Below are 26,552 nucleotides of genomic sequence, written 5' to 3'. Positions count from 1 at the left end.
ATCGGAGCTGAAACCGATAGGCACCGCTTCATCCGCGGGTAGGCATCCGTTTGAAACCTTCCTGTCCGGATATTTATTCCGTTATCAGAAGTGTATCGGCAACTTCTATATGCCGTGTTTGCATACTGTCCAATTCGGCAAGTACCTGTTGTTTTACGATAGCAAAACTGTCGCGGAGTTCCGCTTTGACAGGTAATGAAGGAGGTGCCTCTATGTTCAGGGGATTTATCGGCTGGCCGTTTTTGTGTACACGGAAATCGAGATGGGGACCGGTTGAGAGGCCCGTAGAACCCACATAGGCGATCACTTCACCTTGCTGCACATGACTGCCCACCTGTATGCCTTTGGCAAACTTACTGAGATGCATATAAGTGGTGGTATATACGGAGTTGTGTTTTACTTTCAGGAAATTTCCGCCTCCATTCTGGTATCCTTTGGCAATAACGGTTCCGGCTCCGATGCTTTTAACCGGGGTACCGACCGGTGCTGCATAATCAACCCCATGGTGAGCGCGATAGCGTTTCAGAATCGGATGGAAACGGGCATTCGTAAAACGTGACGTGATACGGAAGATATCCAGCGGGGCTTTCAGGAATTCTTTACGCAGACTGTTCCCGTCCTGGTCGAAGTATTCGAATACGCTGTCCTGGGTAAAAGGGATAGCGACGAAGTCTTTTCCCTGATGAGTGAAAATTGCTCCCTGGATACTGCTTATATTCAGTGCAGTTGTGTCGTCGATATAAGCAATATCATAGAGTACACGGAAAGAATCACCTTCTTTTACATCATAAAAGTCTATTTGCCAGGCAAAGACATCGGAAATATTGATCGCCAGCAACGGGTTTACGCTTTTCGATTGTAATACGTTCCATAAGGAAGAATTGATTGTTCCTTCTACGTACTGGCGTTTTAAAGTAATAGGCTTGTTAAACTCGTAGGCACTGATCGTATCGCCGGTAAAGTCGATCACTGCGTAGTCAGTTTTCGATTTAGCAAAAGCAATGTAGCGTATCTGTGCAGTGCTGTCTTGCATCGTGAATGTATAATAATGCATGCCCGCTTGAAGTTTTGTAGGGTCCAGAACTTCTTTAGACGATCTGCTGATACTGTCAGCCATTAAAGCAGAGAAGCCGAGGTTAGAGAAGATTGCAGCCGGATTATCACCGTTTTTCATCTTATACTCTTTCAGGTCAAGTGTATCGATACAGATGCCGTATTGATATACGCGTTGGAGGCTGTCGATCCATTCGCTGTCAACTTCTTCTTCGCATTGTTTAGGGGTGTTTTTGCAGGAGATACCTACTATGAATAGTAAAATCAAAATAGGTGCAATGCCTGATCTCTTCATTATATCCTCATTTAGTGTTTATCCGTCAGACTGCAAACTTACAGAAAATCTCTGGAATAAACGAATGAAAAAGGGAAAGTGATGCTGAATAACCTGAGTACAAGAATGTTATGAAAGCAGATAAGATCAACGGTCAAAACTGTCTCCGTGCCGTTTGCGCTGCTCAGCGTCTGTTTTATTGAGGAATGTTTTGTGGAGAGTATATAAGTCATTACTTTTACCCATCTGTACTTTGTCTGGATGGCAGATATAATATTGTGTATTATGAGAAATAAATTACTGTTCATTGCAGTTCTGTTGGTATCTGTCAATATGTTCTCCTGGTCTTCATTCAGGAAAAATGTGCCTCAGAGACTTGTCCAGCCTTCGGGCGAAACGATCCATGTTTTTGCCTCCGGTGATGAGTTCCATAACTGGCTCCACAACGAGAAAGGACAAACGATTGTACAAGACCCGGAAAGCGGATATTATGTGTATGCTAAATTAGTGGGAGATGAACTGCTTCCTACCTCCTTTATCGTGAAGGATAAGGAGCTGGCTCCAGTCTCCGTAGAGACAGGCTTGAATATTTCCGCAGCAGCTTATCAGCGAAAAGTACAGACCCGGCTAAGTCGGCAGATACCGGTCCGGAAGAAAGATGGTGGAAGCTCATTGAAAAGTACCTCGACGAAAAAACAGGGTAAATGTACGAATTTAGTCGTTTTAATCGGTTTCAGCGATGTGGTGAAGATGGACTATTCGTATGTGCAGCTGGATAGTATTTACAATCATCCGACGGCTTGGAGCGTGAGAACAAATTATTTAGCGGATTCATACGGGAAAATGACTGTGGAATCGCCTGTTTTCCCAAAATCGGGCAGTGTATATATAGATGCCCATCCGCGCAGCTATTACAGCCCATACAATGTGGTCACTAATCCCGAAGGTTATAAAGATGGGGAGGAAAGTTTTAAAAGGGAGAATGAATTGGTTTCTGCTGCTTTGATGAAAGCGGCAAAAGAAATTCCCTCGAATATGGATATGGACCAGGATGGGGATGGCTATATCGATAATGTAACCATACTTTTTGCTTGCGAACCGGATGGATGGAGCTCATTGTTGTGGGGGCATGCCACATTTTATTCGGGAAATCCGGAGGTTTTGGTAAACGGGAAAAAAGTAGGCCGCTACAATTTCCTCCCGATGGATTATTCGCTAGGATCTACAACCGCTCATGAGATAGGGCATTCATTCGGTTATCCGGATCTTTATCATTATACACAAGACGGATTTGAACCGGTGGGGAAATGGGATATGCAATCAAACAACAAAGGTCATCATGGAGCATATATGAAGTATATGTATGGTAATTGGATCAGCGATTTACCCGTGCTGTCGGACCCCGGCGTTTATACCTTGAATCCGCTCAACTCACCGACAGAAGAGAAGGTCGGATATAAGATCCCTTCACCGAACTCGTCTACGGAGTTTTTCGTAGTCGAATACAGGAAGCCGGATCCTCTTATCGAGAATCACTTTGAAGACGATGGCCTGCTTTTATATCGGATTAATCCGGCGAGTACCGGAAATTCGGACGGAGGTTGGGGAGACTTTAAGGATGAGGTGTACATCTTCCGGCCGGGGGGATCACTGGTGGGGAATGGTAAGATTGATCAGGCCCAGCAGCCGGCTTCCGGCATTTCGGATGTTTCCCGAAACCGTCTTTTCCTGTCGGATGGTAAGGATGGTGGCATAAGTATCTCTGATATAAAGAAAGAGAATGGACAGTTGACTTTTAAATTGAATTTTGCTTCGGCTCCTTTCCTTCGTGTGACACAAGAGAGCGAGATTATATCTGCTGCGGGTGGACAAAAGATTTGGCCTGTGATGTCTAATGTGGCGGGGTGGAAAGCGACTTCTTCCGAGAAGTGGGCAACGGTCTCTGGCGATGCGAAGTCGGGTGAGATCCGGCTGGAGGTGGAAAGTAATACAGGAGATCCCCGGTTGGCAACGATACGGGTGGAAGCAGAAGGTGTGCCTGCCCAAAACTATTATCTGGCCCAGAAATCGTTTGATCCGGAAGTTGATTTATTATTTCTGGTAGATGAGGAACCAATCCTTCCGATCGGTAACTATGCTGGAGCCAAGCGAGTTTTGCATGTGATAGGCGAAAACTATTCGATGCGTATATTGGATGCATCCGGAAACGTTCATTCGCAGATTTTCACGGCAGTGGAAGTGGGTAAAACTAGCTTCTTGTATATCAGTGAGCCTGTCGAACCAGCGTCAAAAGTAGAAGGTAAACTAGTCCTGGCCACATTCGGAAAGAAGCCACTTACGATTGAGCGCGCGGTAGAAGTAGTTTCTCAGGATCTCTCGTTTTCAAGAAATATGGTTCAGTTCCTTGCTACCGATATACGGACACAAACGGTCGGGATAGAAAGCTCCCGGGATTATCAACTGGAGGGTACGATACCTGAATGGTTGACCGTACAGAAAAGCGATGATCAACGGTCACTGTCATTAAAGGTTGCAGATAATACTTCTACGGGCCCCCGTATGGCTCAGTTCAGTATCCGCGCCGGCTTGATGTCTAAGCCGATTGTTGTTAACCAGAGATCTTTTATTCCTGATTTCTACTTTTTGAAATGCCCTCAGGTTGTGAATGGAGAAGGGATGTCTACCATCTGGGAATATAAGACAAACGCAGATAATATCAAGTTTGAATATGACAGGGAAAATGCAGGCTTGTCTTTTGTTCATAATGCGGTAAACCGAACATTGACATTCACCCCCAACAGACTTGGTGATGTTAGCGTGGATTTGAAGATTAGCCTGGATGACTACTCGTTCCTTAAGTCTATAGAATCAAAGGATAAATCCGATTTATATCAAGAGAGTTCGATTAACAGTCTTCCTCCCGAAAAGAATAACTCTACTTTCATGACGGTTGGCGATCGTTTTTTAACCGATTATCCAGATTTGCAAGTGGAGGGATTGAAAATTGAACCGGTAGATGAACCTGATGCGAATGTGTATTGTTTGACTGCGACAGAGACAAACTATTCTTTATTTCACAGGGTATTTGCTGCGCCAATCGACATAACTCAAGACCCTACAATCTTTATAAATGAATTAACGAGTTGGATAGCCCCCGCCGGCCCTTATTCAAGTTTGCCTATCGATTTTACTTTTCAAAACTTCTATATGATCGATAAAATTACTTGTGATCAGTCTTGGGTGGAATGGGATATGAAAGAAAATGGATTCAGCATCCGCAAAACCGGATATGACGGAGCTTTGTCTCGCAACGCTATTATTACGTTGCACTCGGGTGCATATACATATCCGGTTCAATATACGGAGGAGGGTTCTTCCACGGATCCTTATTTATATCTTCCTTTATCGGAGGTAACGGCTCCACTTTCTTTTTCTGTAATTCAGGTGCCGGTAAGTACCTCGAAGTATGAAGACTTGAAATGTACTTTATCAGGTGAGACGCAAGGCATCTCTGTTGCGGTAGGACCTGATCAATATGAAGAGGGATGGCGTTACATGGGGACTGTCTGGATCATGCAAGATAAACAGATTTCCAAAAATGAAGAGCAAACCTTTACACTGCATATGGAAATCGGAAATCAAAAAAAGGATTTTACCGTGCATACGAAAAAGGATATGTCAGGGCAATATGATCCGCTTCCCAATGAAAATATACAAACGAATGCACAATCGCCTGTCAGGATATACTTGGTAGATGGTATAGTTCGGATAGATTCCCCTTACCCTGTTATGGATATTACCGTGTATGGGACTAGCGGTCAAACGCTGGTACGACAGCAGAATGGTGGTGATAGGATCGATATTTCGGCATTATCCGCTGGCATTTATTTCGTGAAAGTAAGAACGGAACAGGGGACTACTGTGCAAAAAATCATTACTCGTCTTTGAAATAACAATATTGCGGTTAATTATTTGTTGTGATGTTTTGAAGAATGTTCCTGTAAAGTTCTGAAAATAACGGAAAAGGATTACAGGCTATATCTGTCTGGTTTGTGCCGGTTTGTTAATATTGACTAAATAGAATATCTTTGGGGAACAATTTGGACGGATTTGGCGTCTTATCCTTGTAAGTGATATAACAAATAGTATAGATTATGAAAAGAGTGATTTTTTATGTATTGATGCTCCCGATGGTACTTGGGATGATGATTTCTTGTTCTGAAGCCAAAACAGACGCAAAGAAACTGGAAGGTAAATGGAATGTGGTGGAAGTAAAAGGCGAGAAGATTCTGAAAGAAGGACTGCCCTATATGGAATTCGATATGGCTCAGAATAAATTGCATGGTAATGCCGGTTGTAATATGTTCAATACAACCATTACATTAGATGCCAACGATGTTTCTTCGATCACTATTGCACCGGGTGCTGCTACAATGATGGCTTGTCCGGATATGGCAACGGAAGATGCGATAATGAAAGCGATGGGTGATGTGAAAGCGGTTAAAGCCGGTAATTCTGAAAGCGAAATGACTCTGGTGGACCAGGACGGCAACGTATTGCTTGTTTTATCTAAAAATTAAACCGTATGAAGAAGTATTTATATCTCTGCCTGGCAGTTGTGGGGATAGCCGTATTTGCTTCCTGTAAATCACAAAAAGCCGTGGTGGCTTCCTATTCAGACCTGAATGGCGAATGGAGTGTAGTGGAACTGAACGGTAAGAAACTTGATCCGGCAGACAGCAAACAGCTTATTGTCATTGATGTAGCCCGTAACCATTTGTCGGGGAATGCCGGTTGTAACCGGATGAACGGTAATATCGAATATTCGGAAGCCCGGAAGAACATCATTAAATTTCCGCAAGTCGCCACAACGCGTATGGCGTGTCCTGATCTGAAAGGCGAGCAGGAGTTTCTGGAAGCTCTGAACAAAGTCGTTCGTTTCGAAGCGGAAGGAAATGTAAAGCCCGTGAATACGATTGCTTTTTACGGGACCGATAATGGAAAGCTGATGGTTATCGAAAAGAAATAATAATACAAACATTACACAATTGAAGAGGTGGCCCTGTTGAAGGAGGCCACCTCTTTTCAGTTCAAAGATAGAGCGTAGTTGCATAATTTTTTGACTTCGCCAATAGTCTCAAAATCTATCTTATTACCATCAATATATTGTTTGAGCTGCTCTTTGTGGTTAGAGAATATTTTAAGGAATTGTTTTTCGGTAGAGAAACCCTTTAGCCGTTTGCCTTTTTCAATGTAGAATTTATACTTGATCTTGTCTAAGAAAGTATTTGATTCGTTATCTCCCGAACCATATATGAGGTTACTATAACTATCAACAGAGGCTGTTTCTGTTTTTCCACCGTATGTCAGATTTTTTTTGACCTTTCTCGTTCCGCTGTATTGAACAAGTATTTTAGGTTCTGATTGTATTAATTCTGCTGTTTCTTTGTTTGAGACCGGTAGAAATATTCTTTCTCCTATTTTAAGAGATTTGACCTTATCAGGATCGGAAAACTCTTTCTTTATATTATCATTATCGATGAAGAAAAATTTTCTATTAAACAAATTGTAGTTGAGTGGTACATGGAATGTTCTTCCGTCTTTGTAATACACATATCCTTTTGTAAATTCCGAAAAAAGATAAGGAGTATTATCTTCCTGCGAATAAACATTGAATAATTCGAAACAAGTAAATAAAAGAATTAGAATGTATTTCATATTCTGATTTATTTGTGGGGTGAATGAATGTTGTAGTAATAGGATTCTCGTAAATAATAGTATTAGTAGAGTCGTGAAACTCTACTAATACAAAAGATAAGGAATTATCGTTCTTATTTCAGTAACTGAACCTGGATTTCATACAACCGTCTTGTTTCCGGAGCACCTTCCGGTCTGAAAGTTGTATTAATAACCATATACTGCTGTGGCTTTGTGAAATCTCCGGGAGTACCCAGGGTAGGTGCACCATTTACAGGTTCAACTCGGGCTGCATACATATCTTCCAGAATAAGTTCTACGACCAATGCATCTTGTCTTACCGGTACGATAGCAGAACGATATTTGCCTGTTTCAACTTCTTCGACGAATACGGGGTGTAAATTATCACCATCAAAAGCAGATGCTACAAACAGATGCCCTTTGTTTGGTGTTGTGTACATCACGTTCGCAGGAGAAAAGATATGGGCAATGTACTTTTTCCCGTCAGGGGCAGAACTATCGTCTACGATTTCCAAGGTGTTTTGTACAAACATGGTTTCTCCCGGTTTTACTACTTTACCTAAAATAGTTACATCCGCTCCGGTATTATTGGTGTAATCGTAACCGCTCTGGAAACTTTCGCTGATAAGCGTTTGTGCAAGCCAGTTTTCCAGCCACTGACCTTTTCCGTCGTTATGGTTTACTTGCCAGATCTTGTTTGTAAACAGTTCACGGACACGAACTTTAGCCAGACCAGATCCCAAATTTACATTTGTATAAATGGATTCGGGTACTTCATCGTAGACTAATCCGCTTTGACAACCGGATAAAGCTGTCAGGCAACATACTGCTGCGACTAATATATTTTTGAATTTCATATTTATTTCTGTTTAAATGTTATTGATAACTTCTGTTTTCCCAACCCGGGTTCTGAACCAGGTTCTTGTCACTTTCCAAAGTCGTTTTTTGATAAGGAAGTTTATAGAACACAGCATCGTTGAATCTGCGTTCATAGTATGTGTTATCTATCGGACGCACTTCGAAATACGGAGTGAAATATTGGGGATCAGTTTCCGGTGCCGGATAACCGCTATCTTCCACTTTTTCACTTTCAATACCTTTGCGGAAAATAAACATACCTGAAGAAGGCTTGTTCAATTCTTCGATTACAGTTTTACCTTCTGACTCACCCCATCTGAGCAAATCGAAATAGCGGTGAGACGGTACTTCGAATGCAAATTCAATACGGCGTTGCAGTTGGTATTCTTCCCATAAATTATGACCTACGACAGAAGCATCGAAGTTATCCAAACCGGCACGATTGCGGATCTGGTTGATGGCATCTACTACTTCACTTTCTTTTCCTCCCAGTTTGTATGCAGCTTCAGCCATGTTCAGTAATGCTTCGGCGTAACGTACCATGAAGAATGAAATGGATGTTTGTTTTGCCTCCAAGGTTCCGTCTTCCTTAAATTTTCCAGGAACATATTTTGCTGCATAATATCCGGTCATAGTCGACTGTCCGCGTCCTCCGACTTCCAGTTTTTCTGTGGATCTGAACGTTGTATGCAATGCACTGTATTTTTCAGTTTTTGTCGGTACCGAATAATCAATCCATACGCCTACCAGACATTTTTCTACTCCTTTTTTATCTGCATAATAAGAGCCATCGTAAAGTACTGTCGTATAGAAACGTTTATCTCTGTCGGTATACATCAACTGATAATCTTTCGTTGTTGCTTTTAAAGCACCGTTAGCACCGGCTTCAACGCCTATCTCTTTAGCTTGCTGTGTTTTCCACCACTGCATCCATTTACCGGTAGCTTTATCTTTTTGATAATAACAGTCAACCAACTCTTGGGTGGGATAAGCGCCGCCATTGCTACCACCCCAGTCCGGACTATGATCGGTTGTTGCTCCATACATTCTGCCTCCTGGATGTGCATAATTAGCCGGGTTAAATCCGGATCTGTTAGATTCATTGAACATCATCGGCCAAATAGACTCGACAGAGGTATGGCCTGTTGCTCCATTGAACAAATTCCGGTAATCAGGGTCTAATGAATACTTACCGATAACAGACTTGGCAGCATTATAAGCAATCTGATAATACTGAGTCGCATCTTTGCTAAACTTGTAGAGTGCTTTGCTTTCGGCCGAACCAGCTAACTTATCATACAAACCTTTAGATGACGCTTCCGCAGCACAGGCAGCAGTCAGGGCAGCACGCGATTTCAACACTTGAACAGCATCTGCATTGATCAGGCCTAATGCCGGTTTGCCTGTTGTTTTGCCAAAGTATTCCAATGATTTGTCATAATCGGCCAAAATTTGGTCGAAGACTTCTTCACGGGTATTTTGCGCAAGCATTGTTTCATCAAATATGGTCATGGAGTTTGTAATGATAGGTAATCCTCCCCAGTACCTTTCCATGTCAAAATAAAACTGAGCTCTGAAGGCATAACTTTCTGCCAGTAGCTGATCTCTTACTTCTTCCGTCATATTCGGAACACTAGGGATTCGCTCAATGGCAAGGTTAACCTGGCGGATATTTTTATAGCCGTCTTCCCAGGGAGCTCCAGTCAGACCAGTAACGCCGTTTAACTCATCATATCGTCTGTTGTTAAAATCATATTGACGAAATGTATTCTGATCACGGTCAACATTACCAACTGCGTTGTCGGACCATTGTTCTGATCTGAAAGCATCGTTGGCACCAGCAGGTGCCCACAAGTAAAATTGATTGACAAAGGAACGGGACAACTGTGGGTTTTCCCAGAACTGGTCTTCGAAAACGCTGGTGGTCGGTTCGATTCCTAATGGATCGCAACTCGAGAAACATACGGCTGCGAGTAACGCGAATATATTTATTTTCTTCATATTTCTTATTTTGTCTGTTGTGATTACAATGTTAATGTAGCACTGAGTGTGAAAGATCGTTGGGTAGGATAGCTACCGAACTTGTTTCCGCCCCAGATCGAGTTGGCCGGCAGGTATTCAGGATCCGTTAAGTCCTTGAACGGGTTGCTTTTCTTTACCCAAGTATGTACATTGTTAGCAATAAAGTTCAGTTGTAAACCTTTGATGTAGCTTACATTTTTAAGTACTCTTCGTTTCAAATCGTAACTAATGCTGATATTTTTGATCTTCAGGTAAGAAGCGTCATATACCCAGGAATCGACAAAACTATATCCCCAGCCATAAGTAGAATTGGTCGGCAACGGTAATTTGTTTGTGATCGGGTTGCTTGGTGTGTAAGATTCCTGCCACAGATATTTAGCATATTTCCAATAGTAATCCTGTTGTGAACGGGCAGGTGAAACTACGTCACCGGTCACGTCGGTAGCTCCTTGCAGGAAGATTTCAAAGCTGAAATCTTTCCAACCCAAGCCAAGTGTGATACCATACAGAGTTTGCGGAACTTCGCCACCTCTTTCATCCCAAACCTGGTCACCGCCATTCAATACACCGTCGCCGTTGACATCTTGCATTTTGAATGTTCCAAGAGTATGGTTACGAGTGAAATGCAGGTATGAGTTATACATATCTTCATAAGATGTGAACAGACCGTCTGTTTGCCAAGCTTGAGTATAAGTTTTCACCTGGCCTCTTTTACCCAAATTCGTTAGGTTCGGGTAATAATATTCAGTCTCTTCCTTGGTGTGTCTTACCGTTATTTCATCCCAATAGGTAAAGTTACCTCCGATTTTATAGGTGAAATCGCCGATCTGGTCATTCCAGTTTAATGCGAATTCGACACCTCCTTTATGTGTGGTCACGTAAGGGGCATTCATTTTCGGGGTATTGGGTAGACCCAAGACAGGAGTGTAAGTCAGTTTAGGGTTCATATCCATTTCGTCACCTTTGTTCAGATACAAATAAGTATCGAATGAACCGCTTAACCGATCTTTGAAAAATCCGAAGTCAACTCCGCCACTGATCTGTTGCGATTCACCCCAGGTCAGATTGCTGGATACGTTACTTTCTTTCCAGGCAGAACTTGCACTCATGTTTTCTCCGGTTAGGATTGTTTTTGCCAATCCGTACTGATTCATATAACTGAATGATTTTGAAAGTTCATTACCTACAACGCCATAGCCGGCACGGATCTTGAACATATTGATGTAATCCGTGTTGATGAGATCTTTGATAAAGCTTTCTTCTGTCAGTACCCAACCACCTGATACTGCATAGAAAAATCCCCAGCGTTTGTCCGGGTGGTAACATAAAGAACCATTATAGTTTGCGCTTAATTGCAACAAATATTTGCTGTCGTAATCATATGAAACACGTCCAACCCAGCTAGCAGACCCCCATTGCCCTTCTGTACCACTCATCTCTTTCATACTTGATCCGCCGTCTATTTGCGGATAGAAAGTCGTTGGGTATCCATATTTTTTAGCCATTGTGCTGTTGGTATTTCTTACCTGGCTTTGGTAGTTGGCCATGGCAGATAGATTATGTTTGCCGAAAGAGCGATTGTAATCAACCTGGAAAACACCGGTTGTCAATGAGTAATTATTCCAGGTTTGTGATAAATTAGCATCGTCCGGGTTGAAATTGTTTTCTTGGGTTGCGTATGGATTGGCATATACTCCTTCTTCCGGATGGTTGAACGTTTTGTTCATTGAATAACTATGGTTGAAGTTGAGAGTTGCACTGGCAGATAAACCTTCCACCCAAGGCAAATTCCATTTTAATCCCATACTGGCTTGCAGACGATAGTCGTCAGTATTGTTGAAACCTGTGCGCAATCTGGAATCCAAACCTCCGGCTCTTTCTAAACCTGTGGTCCAGTTTCTTGGTATTGAATGAATTTCATCTCCTTCGATCAGGACAGAGTTGAAAATACCGTCACCACCGGCCGGTTGTTTCTTTTTTGCCATGATCCCGTTTAGATTCATTGTGAATCTCAGGCTTTTATCTTTAAGCAAAAAAGCTTCCGTATTGACGATAGCGTTGTACTGTTCGTAGTTATATGTTTCGCTGATACCGGATTGGTTCAAATATCCCAAACTGGAATAGTATCTAACTCGTTCGCCACCGCCGCGTACACTAATGTTTGTTTGTGTCATTGGCTGTGTATTATCGAACCAGTCCCATGGGTCCTGATAGGTGTAGTAGTTATTTATATCACCGCCTTGGGTTACAAATGGATTGAACAGGTCGTTTACGTCCTGCAATGAGTATCCCATATTGTATTTTTGATTGACCATATCGGTGATTTCCTGACGACCATACCCTTGCTGGCTCAGATGCCCCATGTAATACTTAGACATTTGTGTTGTGTTGTATGCCGGATTTTCTTCCATATTAGCTGCATACAATTCATTCTTCATATTTACATAGTCCCATGAATCCATTGATTTAGGTCTGTAGGAGGGAGTCATGAGTGTGAATTTCTGGTTAACAGTGATGTCCAGAGAGCCTTCCACCCCTCTTTTTGTTGTTACCACAACTACACCGTCACTGGCGCGCGGACCATATACGGCTGTTGCCGATGCATCTTTCAAAATAGTCATAGAAGAAATATCTTCAGGACGCAGACGATTGAAGAATACTTCACCCTGGTCAGTTTCCATCACTACGTCGTCGACTACATACAGAATCTTGCTGCCACCACGGATCCAAATCTTGGCAGTCTCACCAGGGGCACCTGAACGTGCTTGCGAGATGATACCGGCAACACGGCCTCCCAAACCGTCACTGACGGATGTTACAGGTAGTCTGGCTATCGATTCCATCTTTACATTAACGGCGGCGGCTGTCAATGTCTTGGTTTTCTGGGCACCGCTAAATCCGGTTACTACCACTTCGTCCAACGCTTGTGAATCTTCTGCTAACTTAACGTTAATGGAAGGTTGGCCGGTGTACTTGATTTCCTGCGTAGTATAACCGATGAAAGATATCTGGATGATACTTCCTTGTTTGACACCCTCTAAAGTGAATTTACCGTCGAGGTCGGTAATAATACCGTTTGTGGTTCCTTTCACAATCACTGAAGCTCCGGTTACGGGACCGAATTCATCTTCTACAGTTCCTGTCACTTTCCCGTTTTGCTGGGAAATGTTCACACTCGGTCTAATGGGTGTAGTGTCGGCTTTTATGCTCTCAGGAGAACATAATATGCCTGCAAACAGCATTAAACCAATCGGTTTGAAGTTTTTTAGCATAATGTGCGTTTTTAGTTTAATATTAATATGTAATAGGTAAAAAAACTCTCTGATGTTGTTTTGGTTTTTTCCATTCGTCGGAACAGTACTGTTCCTACTATCGGAAAAGCGTTCTTCCTGTCATCGGAAGAGTACTGTTCCTACTATCGGAAAAGCACTGTTCCGATCACCGGAAAAAGAATTATTCAATTTCCGGTCTGTCGCTTCCTCCGACTGTCAGTATGTAAGGGAAACGGTTACGACGGGGTTCATTTAATAAAATCTTAGCATTTCCGCTGGTTTGAGTTGCTATTTCCAGATAGTAAGTACCGGCAGCCAAAGGCGGAATGATAAAAGAGAAATAGGATGGATCGTTGCGTAATAGCGAAGCAACCGGAACTTTCGTTTCTGTATCGTTTGTTGTAGAAACGAAATAGAAACCAACATCCTTGCCTTCTTCACCAGCGATTTTCACGCGGTTTCCTTTGCCGTTCAAGCCACCGCCCGGAGTGATCTGGTTGTTTTCACTTCCTGTCGCCACGTCTGTAACGGTTGTTATGACGGGTAATCCTTCGGCTGTGCCGGAAATGATTACGGTGATATTTCCCAGATCTTTTTTCATTTCAACCAAGGGTACGCTACGAAGAACTACATTGTTTTTCGCCGGGTCGAATTTTGCATCCGGACCGATAAACGGACCATCGACACCCAAGGAGTTTGTAACGAAGCCAAATTCAACTGTAGAGGCATTGTAAAGTTCGATTTTTGCTTGTTCTTTCAAATCATTGTAGGCACTCTCTAATTCAGAAGCAGTGAATTTACTGTTTGCAGATGTTAGCTGGCAAAGGTCTTTAATAGTACGTTTTGCTTGGTAAATCACATTGCAAGTGAAATCGTCTTCGCGTTCAGTCAACTCGTTAGGAGTTAATTTTCCTGTAATACTGCGCATTTTGGGTTCTGTAGCTGCCATATTGATATTAGTTTTAATTAGTTCTTGGAGAACTAAGTACTTTTATGGTTTTTATTTGCTTTCGAAGTGGATTGAAGGTCCAAAAATGAAGTTTGATATGAATTTGCATGTACTTATAGAGATGAAGTGTTAATTGGTTTAGTTAAAAAAACCATATTTCAAATAAATATTATTGTTATTTAAAATTAATCCATACTTTTGCGAGATAAAACAACCTTAGTTCTCCAAGGACTAAGGTTGTTTTGTTTTATAATGCAAATTATTCAAAGAGTCTTGTAGGATTGTTTTTTATTGGGTAAAATATTGCGTTGTGTTTATTTATATAAATAATGTTGTGTGCGTTGTGATTTTTTTTATATGTTTGCGGAGTTCTTGATTGAAGAGTTTTAGAATATATATTATGAATCGCTTTAGTTGTAATAGAAAATTCCCTATAGCAGGCTGCATCTAAGAAAATAGGTGGGAAGATGTAGCCTGTTTTAACGCCTCTCAGTATATATCTTTATTTTATATTCTAATACATTTATACTTATGAAATCAATCTTTTTATATTTCATATTAATTGTTTCAGCTTTAGTTGGCTGTACAAAAGAAAGTGATTCTGTGTTGGATCAAGTTGTTAATCAGAATGAGATAAATATCAATCAATTAAAAAAAGTAGCGGCGAGTTCTGGCTGGCATGTATCTCCGAAAGTGGAGGAAGGGGATAGAACAACTCCGTTGACGGAGGTAGAGATAAAGAGTTTCCAAGAAGATTTGCACAAGTACTCTGGCTATCCAAGGAAGGAGGAACGGGAGATTGAAATAGTGTTGGTTGGAAATCAGTATGCATTTTTATTGCCGTTTGCTTCGAAACTTACAACGAAGGCTGCATCTGGTGGATCTACAATAGTGTATGCAACTTATGGATATTGTTCAGCAAATACTTGTAATCAGGTTCCGATAAAAGTTTTTTATGATTTGGATGAAAGGGGTAATATAATTTATGCTTTTGGTGGTACTAGTTCTGAATCTAATATTTGGAGTAAAGAAGGTATAGAATGTGGTTCTTGTAGAAAACTAGTACTATATTCAACTGCATATTATGAATGCAGTTGGAGTAGTGATAGTGTTGCTCTTACGATATGGGCAAACCAAACAACGTATTGGAATTGGACTGGTTCGCTTTCTGGCTTTACTTCAATTAGTCATGAACATTTTATGATAACTGGCTCTGTTAATATAAAAGACGGTTATACTAGGCTTGAGACACAAGAGGTTGGAGATGGATCTTGGCCTCCTATTATTACAACAGGAATATAGTAGAAAAGAAAAAAGTAGTCGATAAAATAGAAAGATTTATCGACTACTTTTTGTTTACCATAATAATAACTATTCTCTGACTATCATCTCTTTCTCGGAGCGTATAAGCCTGCCTTTTTGAGTAATCCCTTCTATGACTACCGAATAAGGACTATCTCCATCTGCCGTATAAAACTCGACAAATGTTTCCCCTCGTCTATTGGTTTGAAAATTGGGATTCCAGTAGATAGTAGTACGCAAATCAGGTGTTTCACTGTTTTTCTGTTGTGGAGTCTCATATTTTGGAGAATAGAAAGTTGCTGGTTTCTGATGACCTAACAGTTGTATCTGCCGGATGTTTTTGGGTATATAATCGTACGATTCTACTCCATCTTTTAATGTAATGGCAATAAAATGTGCTCCGGTCATTGGAAACCAAGCTAGTCCATCCGTTTCGTGCCTGTTGTAATCAATTTGTGCAATGTCTTGTATACGTAAATTTTGTAATGTGAGTAGAGCTAATTCCTGATCGTTAATAGGGAAACCATTTAAAATGATTCTTATTCCTCTAGGTTCCAGGTCCTTGCTCTTATTTCCGGAATATATAATGGCCCTTCCGTTTGCCATACCGGCAATGTCAAAATTAACACCCGGTAATCTAGAGTTTAGGAATGTAGGAAGATCTTGCATCGGCGTGTTTTTCAAATCCTCTTCTCTGATGGTAATGATACTGGGTATCCTTTCATAAGGCGTCTTATATACTTTTTTTCTGGCTGTTACCACAACATCTTCCAAGAATATATTACGCACGCCGTTTTCGTATGTCATTCTTCTGTTTGTCTTGTCCAAAAATTCAACTGATGCCGGAAGGTCGGAATAGATGTTGTTTGCTGTGCATTGGAAAATATAAGAATGGATGGGCCATATTTGATCGGCTTTCGGGAAGGCTACCGTGTCGAGCGACAGCAGCACATTCTTTCCATTTTTAGGGGTAGTTGCCTGTATGTTGTAGACCGTGCTGTCCGGGAATTCGAAAGAATCGAACTTGAACCTGCCGTCTTCTCCGGCGCGAATTTCTTCCAAGACCCTTTCTGTGGGGATATGGATTTGTATTTTGGCATTGGCAATCGCTTTGTTGCCGACCAGGCGTTTAACGGAGCCGGTAATTTGTTGGCCGGTTTCCGGGAGGATAGACGGCCGTTTGTAGTCGGCTGTCAATGCATTTTCTACATTATATTTTCGCCATCCTTGTGTCAGCATCAACAGGTCCAGTTCTTCTTTACGTGCGTTATTATCACCTCGGAAGTACCATCCCGGGTCTTCGATATACCCTTTCAAATCGGAAGAGAGCAGGAGAGAGGTGTATATGGTATAGGAGGAATCAGGCAGGATATCGGCATTGTCGGTAACGGAGAGGGAGAAGTTGCCTTGTACGGGTTTGCCTTCCTCGTCCTGTAATGTGATATCCAGACGTACTTTTTCCCTCTGGGTATATGCTTCCTTATCAGTCTGTATATGGGCTGTGGCCTGTTTTTCGGATTGAACGAATACTTGGCGTTCGCTGATTATTTGACCTTGCGAAGAGAGTAATAACAATTGTATAATACCAGGCGAGAGCGCTTTCTTCTCGATACTGATCCGATGGGTTTGCCGGAAAGGTTGTACTAACAGCGGGAAGCCTCGTTGATGGATGAGCAAAGTCTGTGTTTCGTCAGTGGCGACTCCGTTTGGATAGAGGATGGATATATGGTATTCGTACCCGCTTTCCTGCACATTCAGCGTGCAGGTGTTTGTTTCGGCAACAGGCAGTTCGAACCGTTTTTCAACGCCAGCTTTGGAGAGACACTCTGCATAATACTTTTTGCCGGCTTCCGGTATCCAGTTGAAAGTACCCATGCCGGCGTGGGTTGTTTGAAAAGAACAAACAGTTTTCCCCGTCTCGTCTTTGACGTTACCGGTTATCTCTTCGGAAAAACCGGTCGTATTCAGCGCCTTGAAGGCCATCTTCGATAAGACTCCGGCCAGCAGGTTACCGCCTTCGGGTAGGAAGTCGACCTGATAGTCGTTAGCAGGGAGCGAGACCGGCAGGAATTGCTGGTAGTTTGCTGCTTCCAGTTTGATAGTTCTGTGTTTGCATTCAGCTGGTGACAGTTTGAACTTTACTAGTTTGTCTTTCGTCCAGTATTTTATTTTGTCTTTTTCGTCGTACAGGTTAATTGTTTCCAGAGGGATAGTTTCCTGGGTCGCGTTGTCGGTTAATTTGATTGTACCTTTGATCTGCTTTTGCCCCGGCTCTCCTTCGAAAGAAATTTCGGTGGAGAGTGATTTGCTGAGAGGCGACACGATGTGTATAGGTTTATGAAAGAAGAACTCCTCTCCGGCATTTTCCATGTAACGGGTATAGGCTCTTACTGTATACTGCCCGGCCGGTATTTCATCGTCTATCGGCAAGTAACCGTAGAATTGAGCGTTTTTATCCTGTTTGATCTTTACTCTACGGACATTTTTTCCGAAAGGATCGAGCAGTTCCGAATAGATATATCGGCTGGCTGTTTCTTGTTTGTTGTCGAGCGCATTAACCAGATAGGCTTTGAACCAGATGGTATCGCCTCCGGCGTATACTGATCTGTCGGTATGCAAATGTATCTTTTCATTGGGGAACAGGCAGGTTTGTTGCCATATCCTGTTGCTGATCGTGTCGGGATGATTGTTTTGAGCAACAGACTGTGTTACAATGAAGAATGCTGTTATTATGGAAAATGTACTTTTGATCATGGTCGTAAGTTTGGCTGTAAATGTATACAATTATTATCAGTAAAATGTTTCTGCCAATGAATATCTTGCAGTTTCTTGCCGGTAAGGTTTGGGAGGATATGTAAAATACGATGATTACCTGGAAGTACGAGCCGGTATCTTTAATGTGAACCGGCTGCCCTTGCCCTCTTCAGAGGAGATCAGGATATCCCCGTCCAGGCGTTCGGCAATTGTTTTGCAGATAGCAAGGCCCAACCCTGTTCCTTGGGCAAATTCATCCTGTTTGTAGAAGCGTTCGAATACTTTTTCGAGGGCCTCTTTGGCGATTCCGATACCGGTATCTTCTACATAAATATAAACATATCCCTCTTTTTCTTTGTATTCATATCCCAGTTTGATATATCCTTTCCTGGTGAACTTGACTGCATTGTTGATAAAGTTCGTGATCACCTGGGTAAACCTGAAACGGTCGACGTGGACGTCGATATTCAACGGAGGCATATCCTTGATAAACTGAATATGGGGAGGTATGAGCAGGTGATGGGTCTGGTAGACTTCATCGACCAGCTCGCTTAACCTGCATGTCTCAAAGCTGAATGTCATCCGGCCGGATTCAATGCGCGACAATTCCAGGATATCATTGATCAGTTTCAATAGCAGGTTGCAGTTTTTATTGATCGTATCTTTAAACAACTCTTTTTCCTCTGCGGTGATGTCGTCGTCTTCTTGCAACAGATTCGAAAAGCCAACGATGGCGTTCAAAGGAGTCCGTATCTCATGACTCATATTAGCCAGGAAAGCAGATTTCATTTTATTGGCTTCTTCCGCTTTTTCCTGTAGCACCTTCAGTCTTTCTTCTTTTTCTTTAAATGCCTGGATATTCAGACATAAGCCTATAACTGTCTGTTCCGGATCCGTTTTGTCTTCTCCCTGGTTGTAACGAAGTTCCCACCAGCAATAACCTTTCCCGTTGAAATTGAAACGGCATTGTATCGTCGTTTCTTCCCAGATTCCGGAATAGATATCCTGAATATGGCTGCGCAGGTGTCCCTGGTCATCGGGATGCGTGATAGACAACAGTTCGGCAAGAGATATTTTCCGGGGAGCCATTTGATTTGCCGTAAAGAAGTCATTTTCAAAAATGAATAATTCGTTTTCCAACTTCCAGGCATATGTATTTCCGCCCTCCAGCGCCAGTCTCAGGAACCGTTTCTCTTTGAACAGATTGATTTGTATCTGTTTCTTACGTTTGAACTCCCTTCTATACATCAGGGTCAATTGTGAGATGACGTATATGATCAGTAACAGGAATAGAGCACATGTGATGATCATTGCCTTATGATAACGCTCGTAGAACGGGAGGTTATAGATAACGCTGTCCTCCGGCAAATCATTTCTACTGAGATTAAAACGTACCATTTCATTCCAGTCGAAAGCATATATTTTCGGGCTTTCAGTGATGGTATAATCTGTTGTCAGGGCACCATTCAGAATCTCGGCCGTTCTTTCAGCTACAATGTCCGTTTGTATATCAAGGGTGGTAAAATATCCACCGGTAATACCTTTATCATCGTTAAACCCATTATTGATAACTGTGAAATTGGGAACATTGGCCAGGCGGCCTATAGTTAGTACATCAAAATCGAGGATGATTTGCAAACATGCTGTGTATGGTTTGTTCTGGAAAATCGAGAGCAAGCCTTTGGCGGAAAGGTATGCTGTTTCAGTAGTGTATAAAACTGATTTATCGGGTTCACCCGGTAGAAGATCTTCGGGGTATTCATTTCTTTTTTGGTGATACAGACCGATCCGCAATGCTCTGCCTGTCCCTTTTACCTCTTCCTGAATGGTTCTGAACGATTCCCGGCTCATGAAACGGGCATTTTTGAAGAACAGTATCTTGGAAGGGCCATATAATTTTTCTATAAGTTCAATCGTTTTCAGGTAATTAGGCTTGTCCCAAAATCCGGTGAAGTTCGGATACTGTTCCAGTAAATCCCAGTTCGGGAAGTTTACTCCTGAAAAAATGACCCGCTTGGTTTTCCCCAGCGGATGGTTGCATGCCATCAATGTGTAAGTGGCCTGATCGTCGTTTGACAGGATAATATCGGGATCCCAACTCTGGATCGAGTCTAAATAATGGAACATCCGCTCATTCTCTTCCTTTTCATTATAACGCTCGCAATCCAGATAGAATGTTTTGATATTTGTTTGAATATTCTTTTTCTCCAGTTTCCCGGCAATCATGTCGCCGAATTGGGAGTAAGTGATAAGATCCTCCGTATAGGACTGGAGAATAAGTACTTTATATGGAGTATTGCTGGTAGCAGCCTCCATATTTCTTCCTGTTCCCAAAGAAATCAGAAGAAATAATAGCAATATGTGCCCAAAGCGTTCCAAAGAATTGTATCCTGTTATTACCCTTGTAGTTATTTTCCTATTACAACAAACAGTGTTATATCCGACAATTACCAGAGATAACACTGTTTATATTAATACTATGTTATGAGGGAACAAAGATAATTAAAAGACTAGCAAAATCAACGGTTATCGATTCTTTATTGTTTTTTGTGGATAATCCGGGTATAATAAATACTTTTTTCGCATTTGTTTATACTTGTCCAGTTCCGGTTGCCAGCTTTCACGTATTTCCTCCTCTGTCAGTCCTCTGACAATCTGGTAACGGAGTTCTTTGGTGCCGGCCAGCAGGTCGAACCATTGCGGACGGGAGAAAAAGAAAGCCTGTTCGTTTCCCGCCTTATTATAGAAATCCAGGAAAAAGCGCAGTGTTAATCCTCCCTCGAAAGGATATTCCCGGAGGTCGATACCGTAGCATTCCTTGTCTTTTTGCAAAGGATTCGTATCGAAACCCGGTAATGAAACGGGAGTGAATGCGAAATCGCCGTATTTCCGGTCCGGGTATCCGATCACCTGGAACGGATAGTAAGTACCGCGTCCGACACTGACGTTGGTTGCCTCGAAGAAGCATAACGACGGATATAGGCGGATCGACTGGTCGTTTGGCAGGTTAGGCGAAGGCTTGACCGGCAACCAGTACGGATCGCCATGTTTCCAGTTTTCCATTTTAACGATATGCAGTTTGCAACTGTCCGGAGAGCTTTTCAGCCAGCCTTCACTGTTGATCATCCAGGCCAGTTCGCCAACCGTCAGGCCGTGCAATAATGGGATCGGATCGACACCGACAAACGATTCAAAACCTTTCTGACGGATCGGGCCGTCCACAAAATCATTGGGATTCGGACGGTCGAGTACGATAAACTCGACACCGTTTTCCGCACATGCTTCCATTACATAATGCATGGTACTTATATACGTATAGAAACGGGCTCCCACATCCTGAATGTCGAATACGATAACGTCCAGTCCGTTTAGCTGTTCGGCTGTCGGCTTTTTGTTTTTACCGTAAATGGATACGATGGGAATGCCGGTTTTCAGGTCACGGCTGTCTTTTACTTCTTCCCCGGCATCGGCTGTTCCCCGGAAACCATGTTCGGGTGCAAAAACCTTTTTCACTTGAATGCCTTTTTCAACCAGGGCATCCAGTAAATGTTTCTGTTGTTTTTCCAGAATAGAAGTCTGGTTGATAACCAGTCCCACTTGTTTGTCTTTCAGCAAGCGGGTAATCACATCCATACGCTCGGCACCTAAAACCAAAGGTCCTTGAGTTGTTGCGGCTTGTAATACGGGCATGAGCAATATGCCGATAAACCAAAGTGTAAGCCTGAAAACTGTTTTCATAATCCGTTTCCTACTGTTTATTGCTTGCAAAAGTAGCAAATGTTCGTCTCTTTAAAGCTATGAATGGATTAAATGTGTTTCTATTTAACATGTTTGCCTTGAACCATCATACTTGATTTCGTGTTGAATTAATATAAACAAAAAGAATAATGATATGACAACAAAACTTCCAAAAATCAAAGAAAAAGCGAAAACCGAAGCGTTAGTGTTAGATCACAAAGAAGATCGGTATCCGGTGCAGCAGGTAGCAACAGGCGGTAAAGTGACAAAGAAAGAGGTGAAAGAAGCCGTTAAGGAAATCAATCCCGACCTGAATAGCCTCGGCAGCAGGGGATAGTATTTTATCGGCCGGATAATGGATAGCCAATATAAAATATCTGTATCTTCGCAACCGGATTAACTTAAAACAAGGTATGGATAAAATGAATCCTATTGATATTATCTCAAAATATTATCCGGCAGAATCGGATGCTTATCATATATTGGTTACCCATAGCCGGAGTGTCGCCGACAAAGCATTGAGTCTGGCCCGGATGCATCCGGAAATGAATCTGGACATTCCGTTCATTGAAGAAGCCGCCATGCTGCATGATATAGGTATTTTCCTGTGTAATGCTCCGGAGATCGGCTGTTTTGGAGATGCCGAATACATCTGTCACGGCTATCTGGGAGCCGACCTGATGCGTAAAGAAGGCTTTCCCCGCCACGCATTGGTTTGTGAACGGCATACCGGAACCGGTATAACCCGTGAAATGATAGAGGAACGGCATCTTCCGCTTCCTTCACGTGTAATGGTGCCGGTTTCACTGGAAGAACAGCTGATCTGTTTTGCCGATAAGTTTTACAGCAAGACAAAACTGGATAAGGAAAAGTCCGTTGAGAAGGTAAAACAGGGCCTTTCAAAGTACGGAGAAGATACTGTAATACGTTTTGATAACTGGTGTAAACTCTTTTTAGGGGAATAAAAGCTATAGGGCTCATTAATTTATTATACATTTGCACGCTGTAACGATTCAGTTGACAGTTGACAGTTGACAGTTGACAGTTGGCGATTGGCAATTAGGATAATCTTAATTTTCAATTTTCAATTTTCAATCTTCAATTATCAGTTGTCAACTGTCAACTGTCAACTTAATTAATGAGACACAGAGGCTTATTTATCCTTTTATATTTTCTCGCAGGGGCTTTGATGATGTATTCGCAGGAGCTGGTTGCCCCGCGTGATACCGTATTGCCAGTCAATGGGGATACGATAGCGCTGGCAGCCACTGATAGTACAGTCCTTGTATCCGACTCTACCAAGAACAATAAGGTCGGTCTCGATGCACCGGTTGTTTACCAGGCGAAAGACTCTATGGTAATGACTGCCGGCAACTGGGCGTATCTCTATGGCGAAAGTGATGTAAAATATCAACAGATCGGATTACAGGCTGAAAATATAGAGATGAGCCTGGACAGCAGCCTGGTGTTTGCCAAGTTCGGTCTCGACTCTATCGGTGAAGAGTTCGGTTACCCGTTGTTTAAGGATGGTGATCAGGAGTACGAATCGAAAACGATGCGTTATAACTTCAATACCAAGAAAGGGTATATTACCGATGTGATCACCCAACAGGGAGAGGGATTCGTAACTGCCGGCCGTACAAAGAAAATGGACGACGATGTCCTGAATATGGTGGGCGGTAAATATACCACCTGCGACGAGCATGATCACCCTCACTTTTATATCCAGATGACCAAGGCGAAGGTCCGTCCTAAAAAGAATATCGTGACCGGTCCGGTCTATATGGTGATCGAGGATGTACCGTTATATCCTATCGGTCTGCCTTTCTGCTTCTTCCCGTTTTCCAGTACTTATTCTTCCGGTGTGATCATGCCGACCTATACTGATGACTCTCAGAGGGGATTTGGTCTGCGCGACGGAGGATATTACTTTGCACTGAGCGATTATGTCGATCTGGCGGTGACCGGTGAGATCTATACGAAAGGTTCCTGGGGGCTTCAGGCACAGTCTTCCTATAAAAAGAGATATCTTTTTTCGGGTAATTTCAATGCGGCTTACCAGGTCAGCAAGTATGGTGATAAGGGGCTCGACGACTATAGTCTGTCGAAAGACTTCCGGTTGAACTGGACGCATAGCCAGGACCCGAAAGCGAATCCGTACCGGACTTTTTCTGCCAGCGTCAATTTTGCGACTTCCAGTTTCGACCGTAACAGCGCGATGGGTATTTATAACCCGAATACGACAAACAATACAAAAGGTTCCAGTATCAATATCACGCAGCGTTTCCCGAACAATCCGTTGACGCTTTCGGCAACCATGAACGTGAACCAGAATTCCAAAGATTCCATGATTTCCGTGACATTGCCTGACCTGACTATTACGCTGAGCCGTATATTCCCGTTCAAGCGTAAGAATCCGGTGGGAAAGGAACGGTGGTATGAAAAGATCTCCATGAGTTATTCGGGATATTTCAAGAATAGCATCACAACGAAGGAAAATCAGTTGTTTAAGTCGAATATCATAAAGGACTGGAAGAACTCGATGGATCATAGCATTCCGGTCAGTGCCACATTTACAGCATTCAAGTATATCAATATATCTCCGTCTTTCAATTACAAGGAAAGCTGGTATACCAGTAAGATCACCAAGCAGTTCGATCCGCACCTGAATACTTTGGTAAACCGTGATACTACTTACGGATTCTATCGTATTTATAACTACAGTGCGTCGTTATCAGCTTCGACTACGTTGTATGGTTTTTACAAGCCGCTTCCTTTCCTGGGAGATAAAGTGGAGATGATCCGCCATCGTTTCGAGCCTTCTGTCAGCATTAGTGCCGCGCCTGACTTTGGCGGTAGCATCTTTGGTTTCTATGATCATTATCAGTATATAGATGCGAATGGCGATCCTATCGATTATGTTTATTCTCCTTTTTCCCACAATGGTTCTATCCCAAGCGGAAAACAGGGAAGTTTGAACTTCTCTCTGGATAATAACCTGGAAATGAAAATTAAGTCGGATAAAGATACTACCGGCTTTAAAAAGATCAGCCTGATCGATAAGTTATCCTTGGGGATGAGTTATAATATGGCGGCGGACTCTTTCAAATGGAGTGACCTCTCTGTCGGATTGCGTCTGAAGTTCTCAAAGAGTTATACATTGAATCTGAACGGACAATTCGATACTTATACCTATGGTGCGGATAAAAACGGGAAGCCGATAAGATTGGATATCCCCCGTTGGAAAGCCGGCAAAGGTATCGGACGTCTGCGTTCAACAGGAACCAGCTTCTCCTATACTTTCAACAACGATACGTTCAAGAAGTGGTTCGGAGGTAAAACGGATAGTAATATCCCGGAAGAGAATGCAGGAGACGGCGAATTGGAAAATCTGACAGCCGAGAATGCGGATGGTGAGAATGCGGATGCGGAAGGAACTCAGGAAGGCGGCCGTTTGCGTGGCAAGAAGAAAGATACCGGAGAATATGATTCAGATGGTTATTTGATCTCGAAAATCCCCTGGAGCCTTTCTTTCAATTACAGTATGCAGTTGCGTTATGGCGATTTCGATCCGAATAAGCTGGAATATAAATATAAGCTGACACATGCACTGAGCTTTAACGGAAATATCCAGCCGACAAAGAACTGGAGTTTTAACTTCAATGCCACTTACGATGTCGAGAACAAAAAGATTTCGTTTATGACCTGTAATATAACCCGTAACCTGCACTGTTTCCAGATGTCGGCAAGTATCGTTCCGGTGGGAGGATATAAGTCGTACACATTCTCTGTAGCAGTAAGTTCTTCCCTGCTGAAAGACTTGAAGTATAACCAGAGCAGCAGCGTTCGTTCAGGTCAGGACTGGTATTGATCTCATAGGAAAGAAAAGACATAAAGAAAGGGCGATGAATTTATTTTCACCGCCCTTTCTTTATCCTGGTATCTTACCATTCTATAGGAGTCTGCCCTGTGGCTATCAAATAATCGTTTGTCTTACTGAAATGCTTGTTCCCGAAGAATCCGCGGTAGGCGGAGAGGGGGGAAGGATGCGCTGATTTGAGTATCATATTACGCGAAGCATCGATAAAAGCACCTTTGCGCTGTGCATATGAACCCCACAGGATATAAACAATGTGGCTGCGCTCTTCTGCCAGTTTGTGGATAACCGCATCCGTAAATGCCTCCCATCCCCGGTTCTGGTGTGAACCGGCCTGATGTGCACGGACCGTCAGTGTTGCATTCAACAATAAAACACCCTGGTCTGCCCAACGCAGCAGATTACCGCTTTTAGGCATAGGCGTACCCAGGTCGCTTTCTATCTCTTTAAAGATATTGATCAGGGATGGAGGATAAGGAGTCCCGTCCTGAACAGAGAAACAAAGCCCGTGAGCCTGTCCCGGTTCGTGGTAAGGATCTTGTCCCAGTATGACTACTTTTACTTTATCAAAAGGACAATGCTCGAAAGCATTAAAGATGTATGGTCCCGGAGGATAGACTGCTCCGTGACTGTATTCCTGTTTTACGAAGTTGATTAACTCTTTGAAATAATCTTTTTCAAATTCGGGGGCTAACCGTTCTTTCCAGCTTTGTTCGATCTTTACGTCCATAATTG

General features: G+C 42.6%; 17 protein-coding genes. 7 read left to right on the top strand and 10 right to left on the bottom strand.

Annotated features, from left to right (window positions below; all coding sequences use genetic code 11):
* Positions 1-73: 73 nt before the first annotated feature.
* Positions 74-1,348 carry a M23 family metallopeptidase gene (locus NBH14_RS10670; protein WP_186959101.1) on the bottom strand — a complete coding sequence of 425 codons (1,275 nt, stop codon included), beginning with the start codon at positions 1,346-1,348 and terminating at the stop codon, positions 74-76.
* A gap of 264 nt (positions 1,349-1,612) precedes the next feature.
* On the opposite strand from NBH14_RS10670, the gene NBH14_RS10665 reads away from it, so the two are divergent.
* From NBH14_RS10665 to NBH14_RS10655, 3 genes are all read left to right on the top strand, one after another.
* Entirely contained in the window at positions 1,613-5,275 is a 3,663-nt protein-coding gene (locus NBH14_RS10665) for a BACON domain-containing protein (protein ID WP_186959100.1), read from the top strand.
* Between the two features lie 206 nt (positions 5,276-5,481).
* Positions 5,482-5,907 carry an META domain-containing protein gene (locus tag NBH14_RS10660; RefSeq protein WP_186959099.1) on the top strand — a complete coding sequence of 142 codons (426 nt, stop codon included), beginning with the start codon at positions 5,482-5,484 and terminating at the stop codon, positions 5,905-5,907.
* A gap of 5 nt (positions 5,908-5,912) precedes the next feature.
* The gene (locus tag NBH14_RS10655; protein WP_186959098.1) at positions 5,913-6,356 is read left to right on the top strand and encodes an META domain-containing protein; all 444 of its coding nucleotides are present in this window, start codon (positions 5,913-5,915) and stop codon (positions 6,354-6,356) included.
* A 56-nt stretch (positions 6,357-6,412) separates the two neighbouring features.
* Here the strand turns inward: NBH14_RS10655 and NBH14_RS10650 are convergent, their stop codons facing one another.
* From NBH14_RS10650 to NBH14_RS10630, 5 genes are all read right to left on the bottom strand, one after another.
* Entirely contained in the window at positions 6,413-7,045 is a 633-nt protein-coding gene (locus tag NBH14_RS10650) for a hypothetical protein (RefSeq protein ID WP_186959097.1), read from the bottom strand.
* A 113-nt stretch (positions 7,046-7,158) separates the two neighbouring features.
* Positions 7,159-7,902 (bottom strand): DUF5018-related domain-containing protein, encoded by a 744-nt coding sequence (locus NBH14_RS10645; protein ID WP_186959096.1) that lies wholly within the window; start codon positions 7,900-7,902, stop codon positions 7,159-7,161.
* A gap of 19 nt (positions 7,903-7,921) precedes the next feature.
* Positions 7,922-9,904 (bottom strand): RagB/SusD family nutrient uptake outer membrane protein, encoded by a 1,983-nt coding sequence (locus NBH14_RS10640; RefSeq protein WP_186959095.1) that lies wholly within the window; start codon positions 9,902-9,904, stop codon positions 7,922-7,924.
* A 23-nt stretch (positions 9,905-9,927) separates the two neighbouring features.
* Positions 9,928-13,197, bottom strand: a complete 3,270-nt coding sequence (locus tag NBH14_RS10635; protein ID WP_186959094.1) for a SusC/RagA family TonB-linked outer membrane protein — start codon at positions 13,195-13,197, stop codon at positions 9,928-9,930.
* A gap of 181 nt (positions 13,198-13,378) precedes the next feature.
* Positions 13,379-14,146 carry a DUF4469 domain-containing protein gene (locus NBH14_RS10630; RefSeq protein WP_186959093.1) on the bottom strand — a complete coding sequence of 256 codons (768 nt, stop codon included), beginning with the start codon at positions 14,144-14,146 and terminating at the stop codon, positions 13,379-13,381.
* 531 nt (positions 14,147-14,677) lie between these two features.
* Here NBH14_RS10630 and NBH14_RS10625 point away from each other — a divergent pair.
* On the top strand, positions 14,678-15,448 hold the full coding sequence (locus NBH14_RS10625; RefSeq protein ID WP_186959092.1) for a hypothetical protein: 771 nt from the start codon (positions 14,678-14,680) through the stop codon (positions 15,446-15,448).
* 69 nt (positions 15,449-15,517) lie between these two features.
* Here the strand turns inward: NBH14_RS10625 and NBH14_RS10620 are convergent, their stop codons facing one another.
* The 3 genes from NBH14_RS10620 to NBH14_RS10610 all read right to left on the bottom strand — a co-directional run bounded on the left by NBH14_RS10620 (position 15,518) and on the right by NBH14_RS10610 (position 21,940).
* Positions 15,518-18,202, bottom strand: a complete 2,685-nt coding sequence (locus NBH14_RS10620; protein WP_250817415.1) for an MG2 domain-containing protein — start codon at positions 18,200-18,202, stop codon at positions 15,518-15,520.
* 114 nt (positions 18,203-18,316) lie between these two features.
* A complete protein-coding gene (locus tag NBH14_RS10615) occupies positions 18,317-20,536 on the bottom strand; it encodes a sensor histidine kinase (protein WP_186959091.1) in 2,220 nt (739 codons plus the stop codon).
* A gap of 192 nt (positions 20,537-20,728) precedes the next feature.
* A complete protein-coding gene (locus tag NBH14_RS10610) occupies positions 20,729-21,940 on the bottom strand; it encodes an exo-beta-N-acetylmuramidase NamZ family protein (protein ID WP_186959090.1) in 1,212 nt (403 codons plus the stop codon).
* A gap of 154 nt (positions 21,941-22,094) precedes the next feature.
* Here NBH14_RS10610 and NBH14_RS10605 point away from each other — a divergent pair, with 154 nt between their 5' ends.
* The 3 genes from NBH14_RS10605 to NBH14_RS10595 all read left to right on the top strand — a co-directional run bounded on the left by NBH14_RS10605 (position 22,095) and on the right by NBH14_RS10595 (position 25,811).
* Positions 22,095-22,277: a hypothetical protein gene (locus tag NBH14_RS10605; protein ID WP_186959128.1), complete on the top strand. Its 183-nt coding sequence runs from the start codon at positions 22,095-22,097 to the stop codon at positions 22,275-22,277.
* Between the two features lie 85 nt (positions 22,278-22,362).
* Positions 22,363-22,905 (top strand): HDIG domain-containing metalloprotein, encoded by a 543-nt coding sequence (locus NBH14_RS10600; RefSeq protein WP_128132965.1) that lies wholly within the window; start codon positions 22,363-22,365, stop codon positions 22,903-22,905.
* 173 nt (positions 22,906-23,078) lie between these two features.
* Positions 23,079-25,811: a putative LPS assembly protein LptD gene (locus NBH14_RS10595; RefSeq protein ID WP_186959089.1), complete on the top strand. Its 2,733-nt coding sequence runs from the start codon at positions 23,079-23,081 to the stop codon at positions 25,809-25,811.
* 73 nt (positions 25,812-25,884) lie between these two features.
* Here the strand turns inward: NBH14_RS10595 and NBH14_RS10590 are convergent, their stop codons facing one another.
* On the bottom strand, positions 25,885-26,547 hold the full coding sequence (locus tag NBH14_RS10590; RefSeq protein WP_128132939.1) for a uracil-DNA glycosylase: 663 nt from the start codon (positions 26,545-26,547) through the stop codon (positions 25,885-25,887).
* Positions 26,548-26,552: the final 5 nt, after the last annotated feature.

Source organism: Parabacteroides caecihominis (assembly GCF_023656785.1).
Lineage (GTDB): Bacteria > Bacteroidota > Bacteroidia > Bacteroidales > Tannerellaceae > Parabacteroides > Parabacteroides segnis.
Note: the sequence above shows the minus strand (reverse complement) of the source record. Positions and strands in the feature narration are given on the sequence as shown.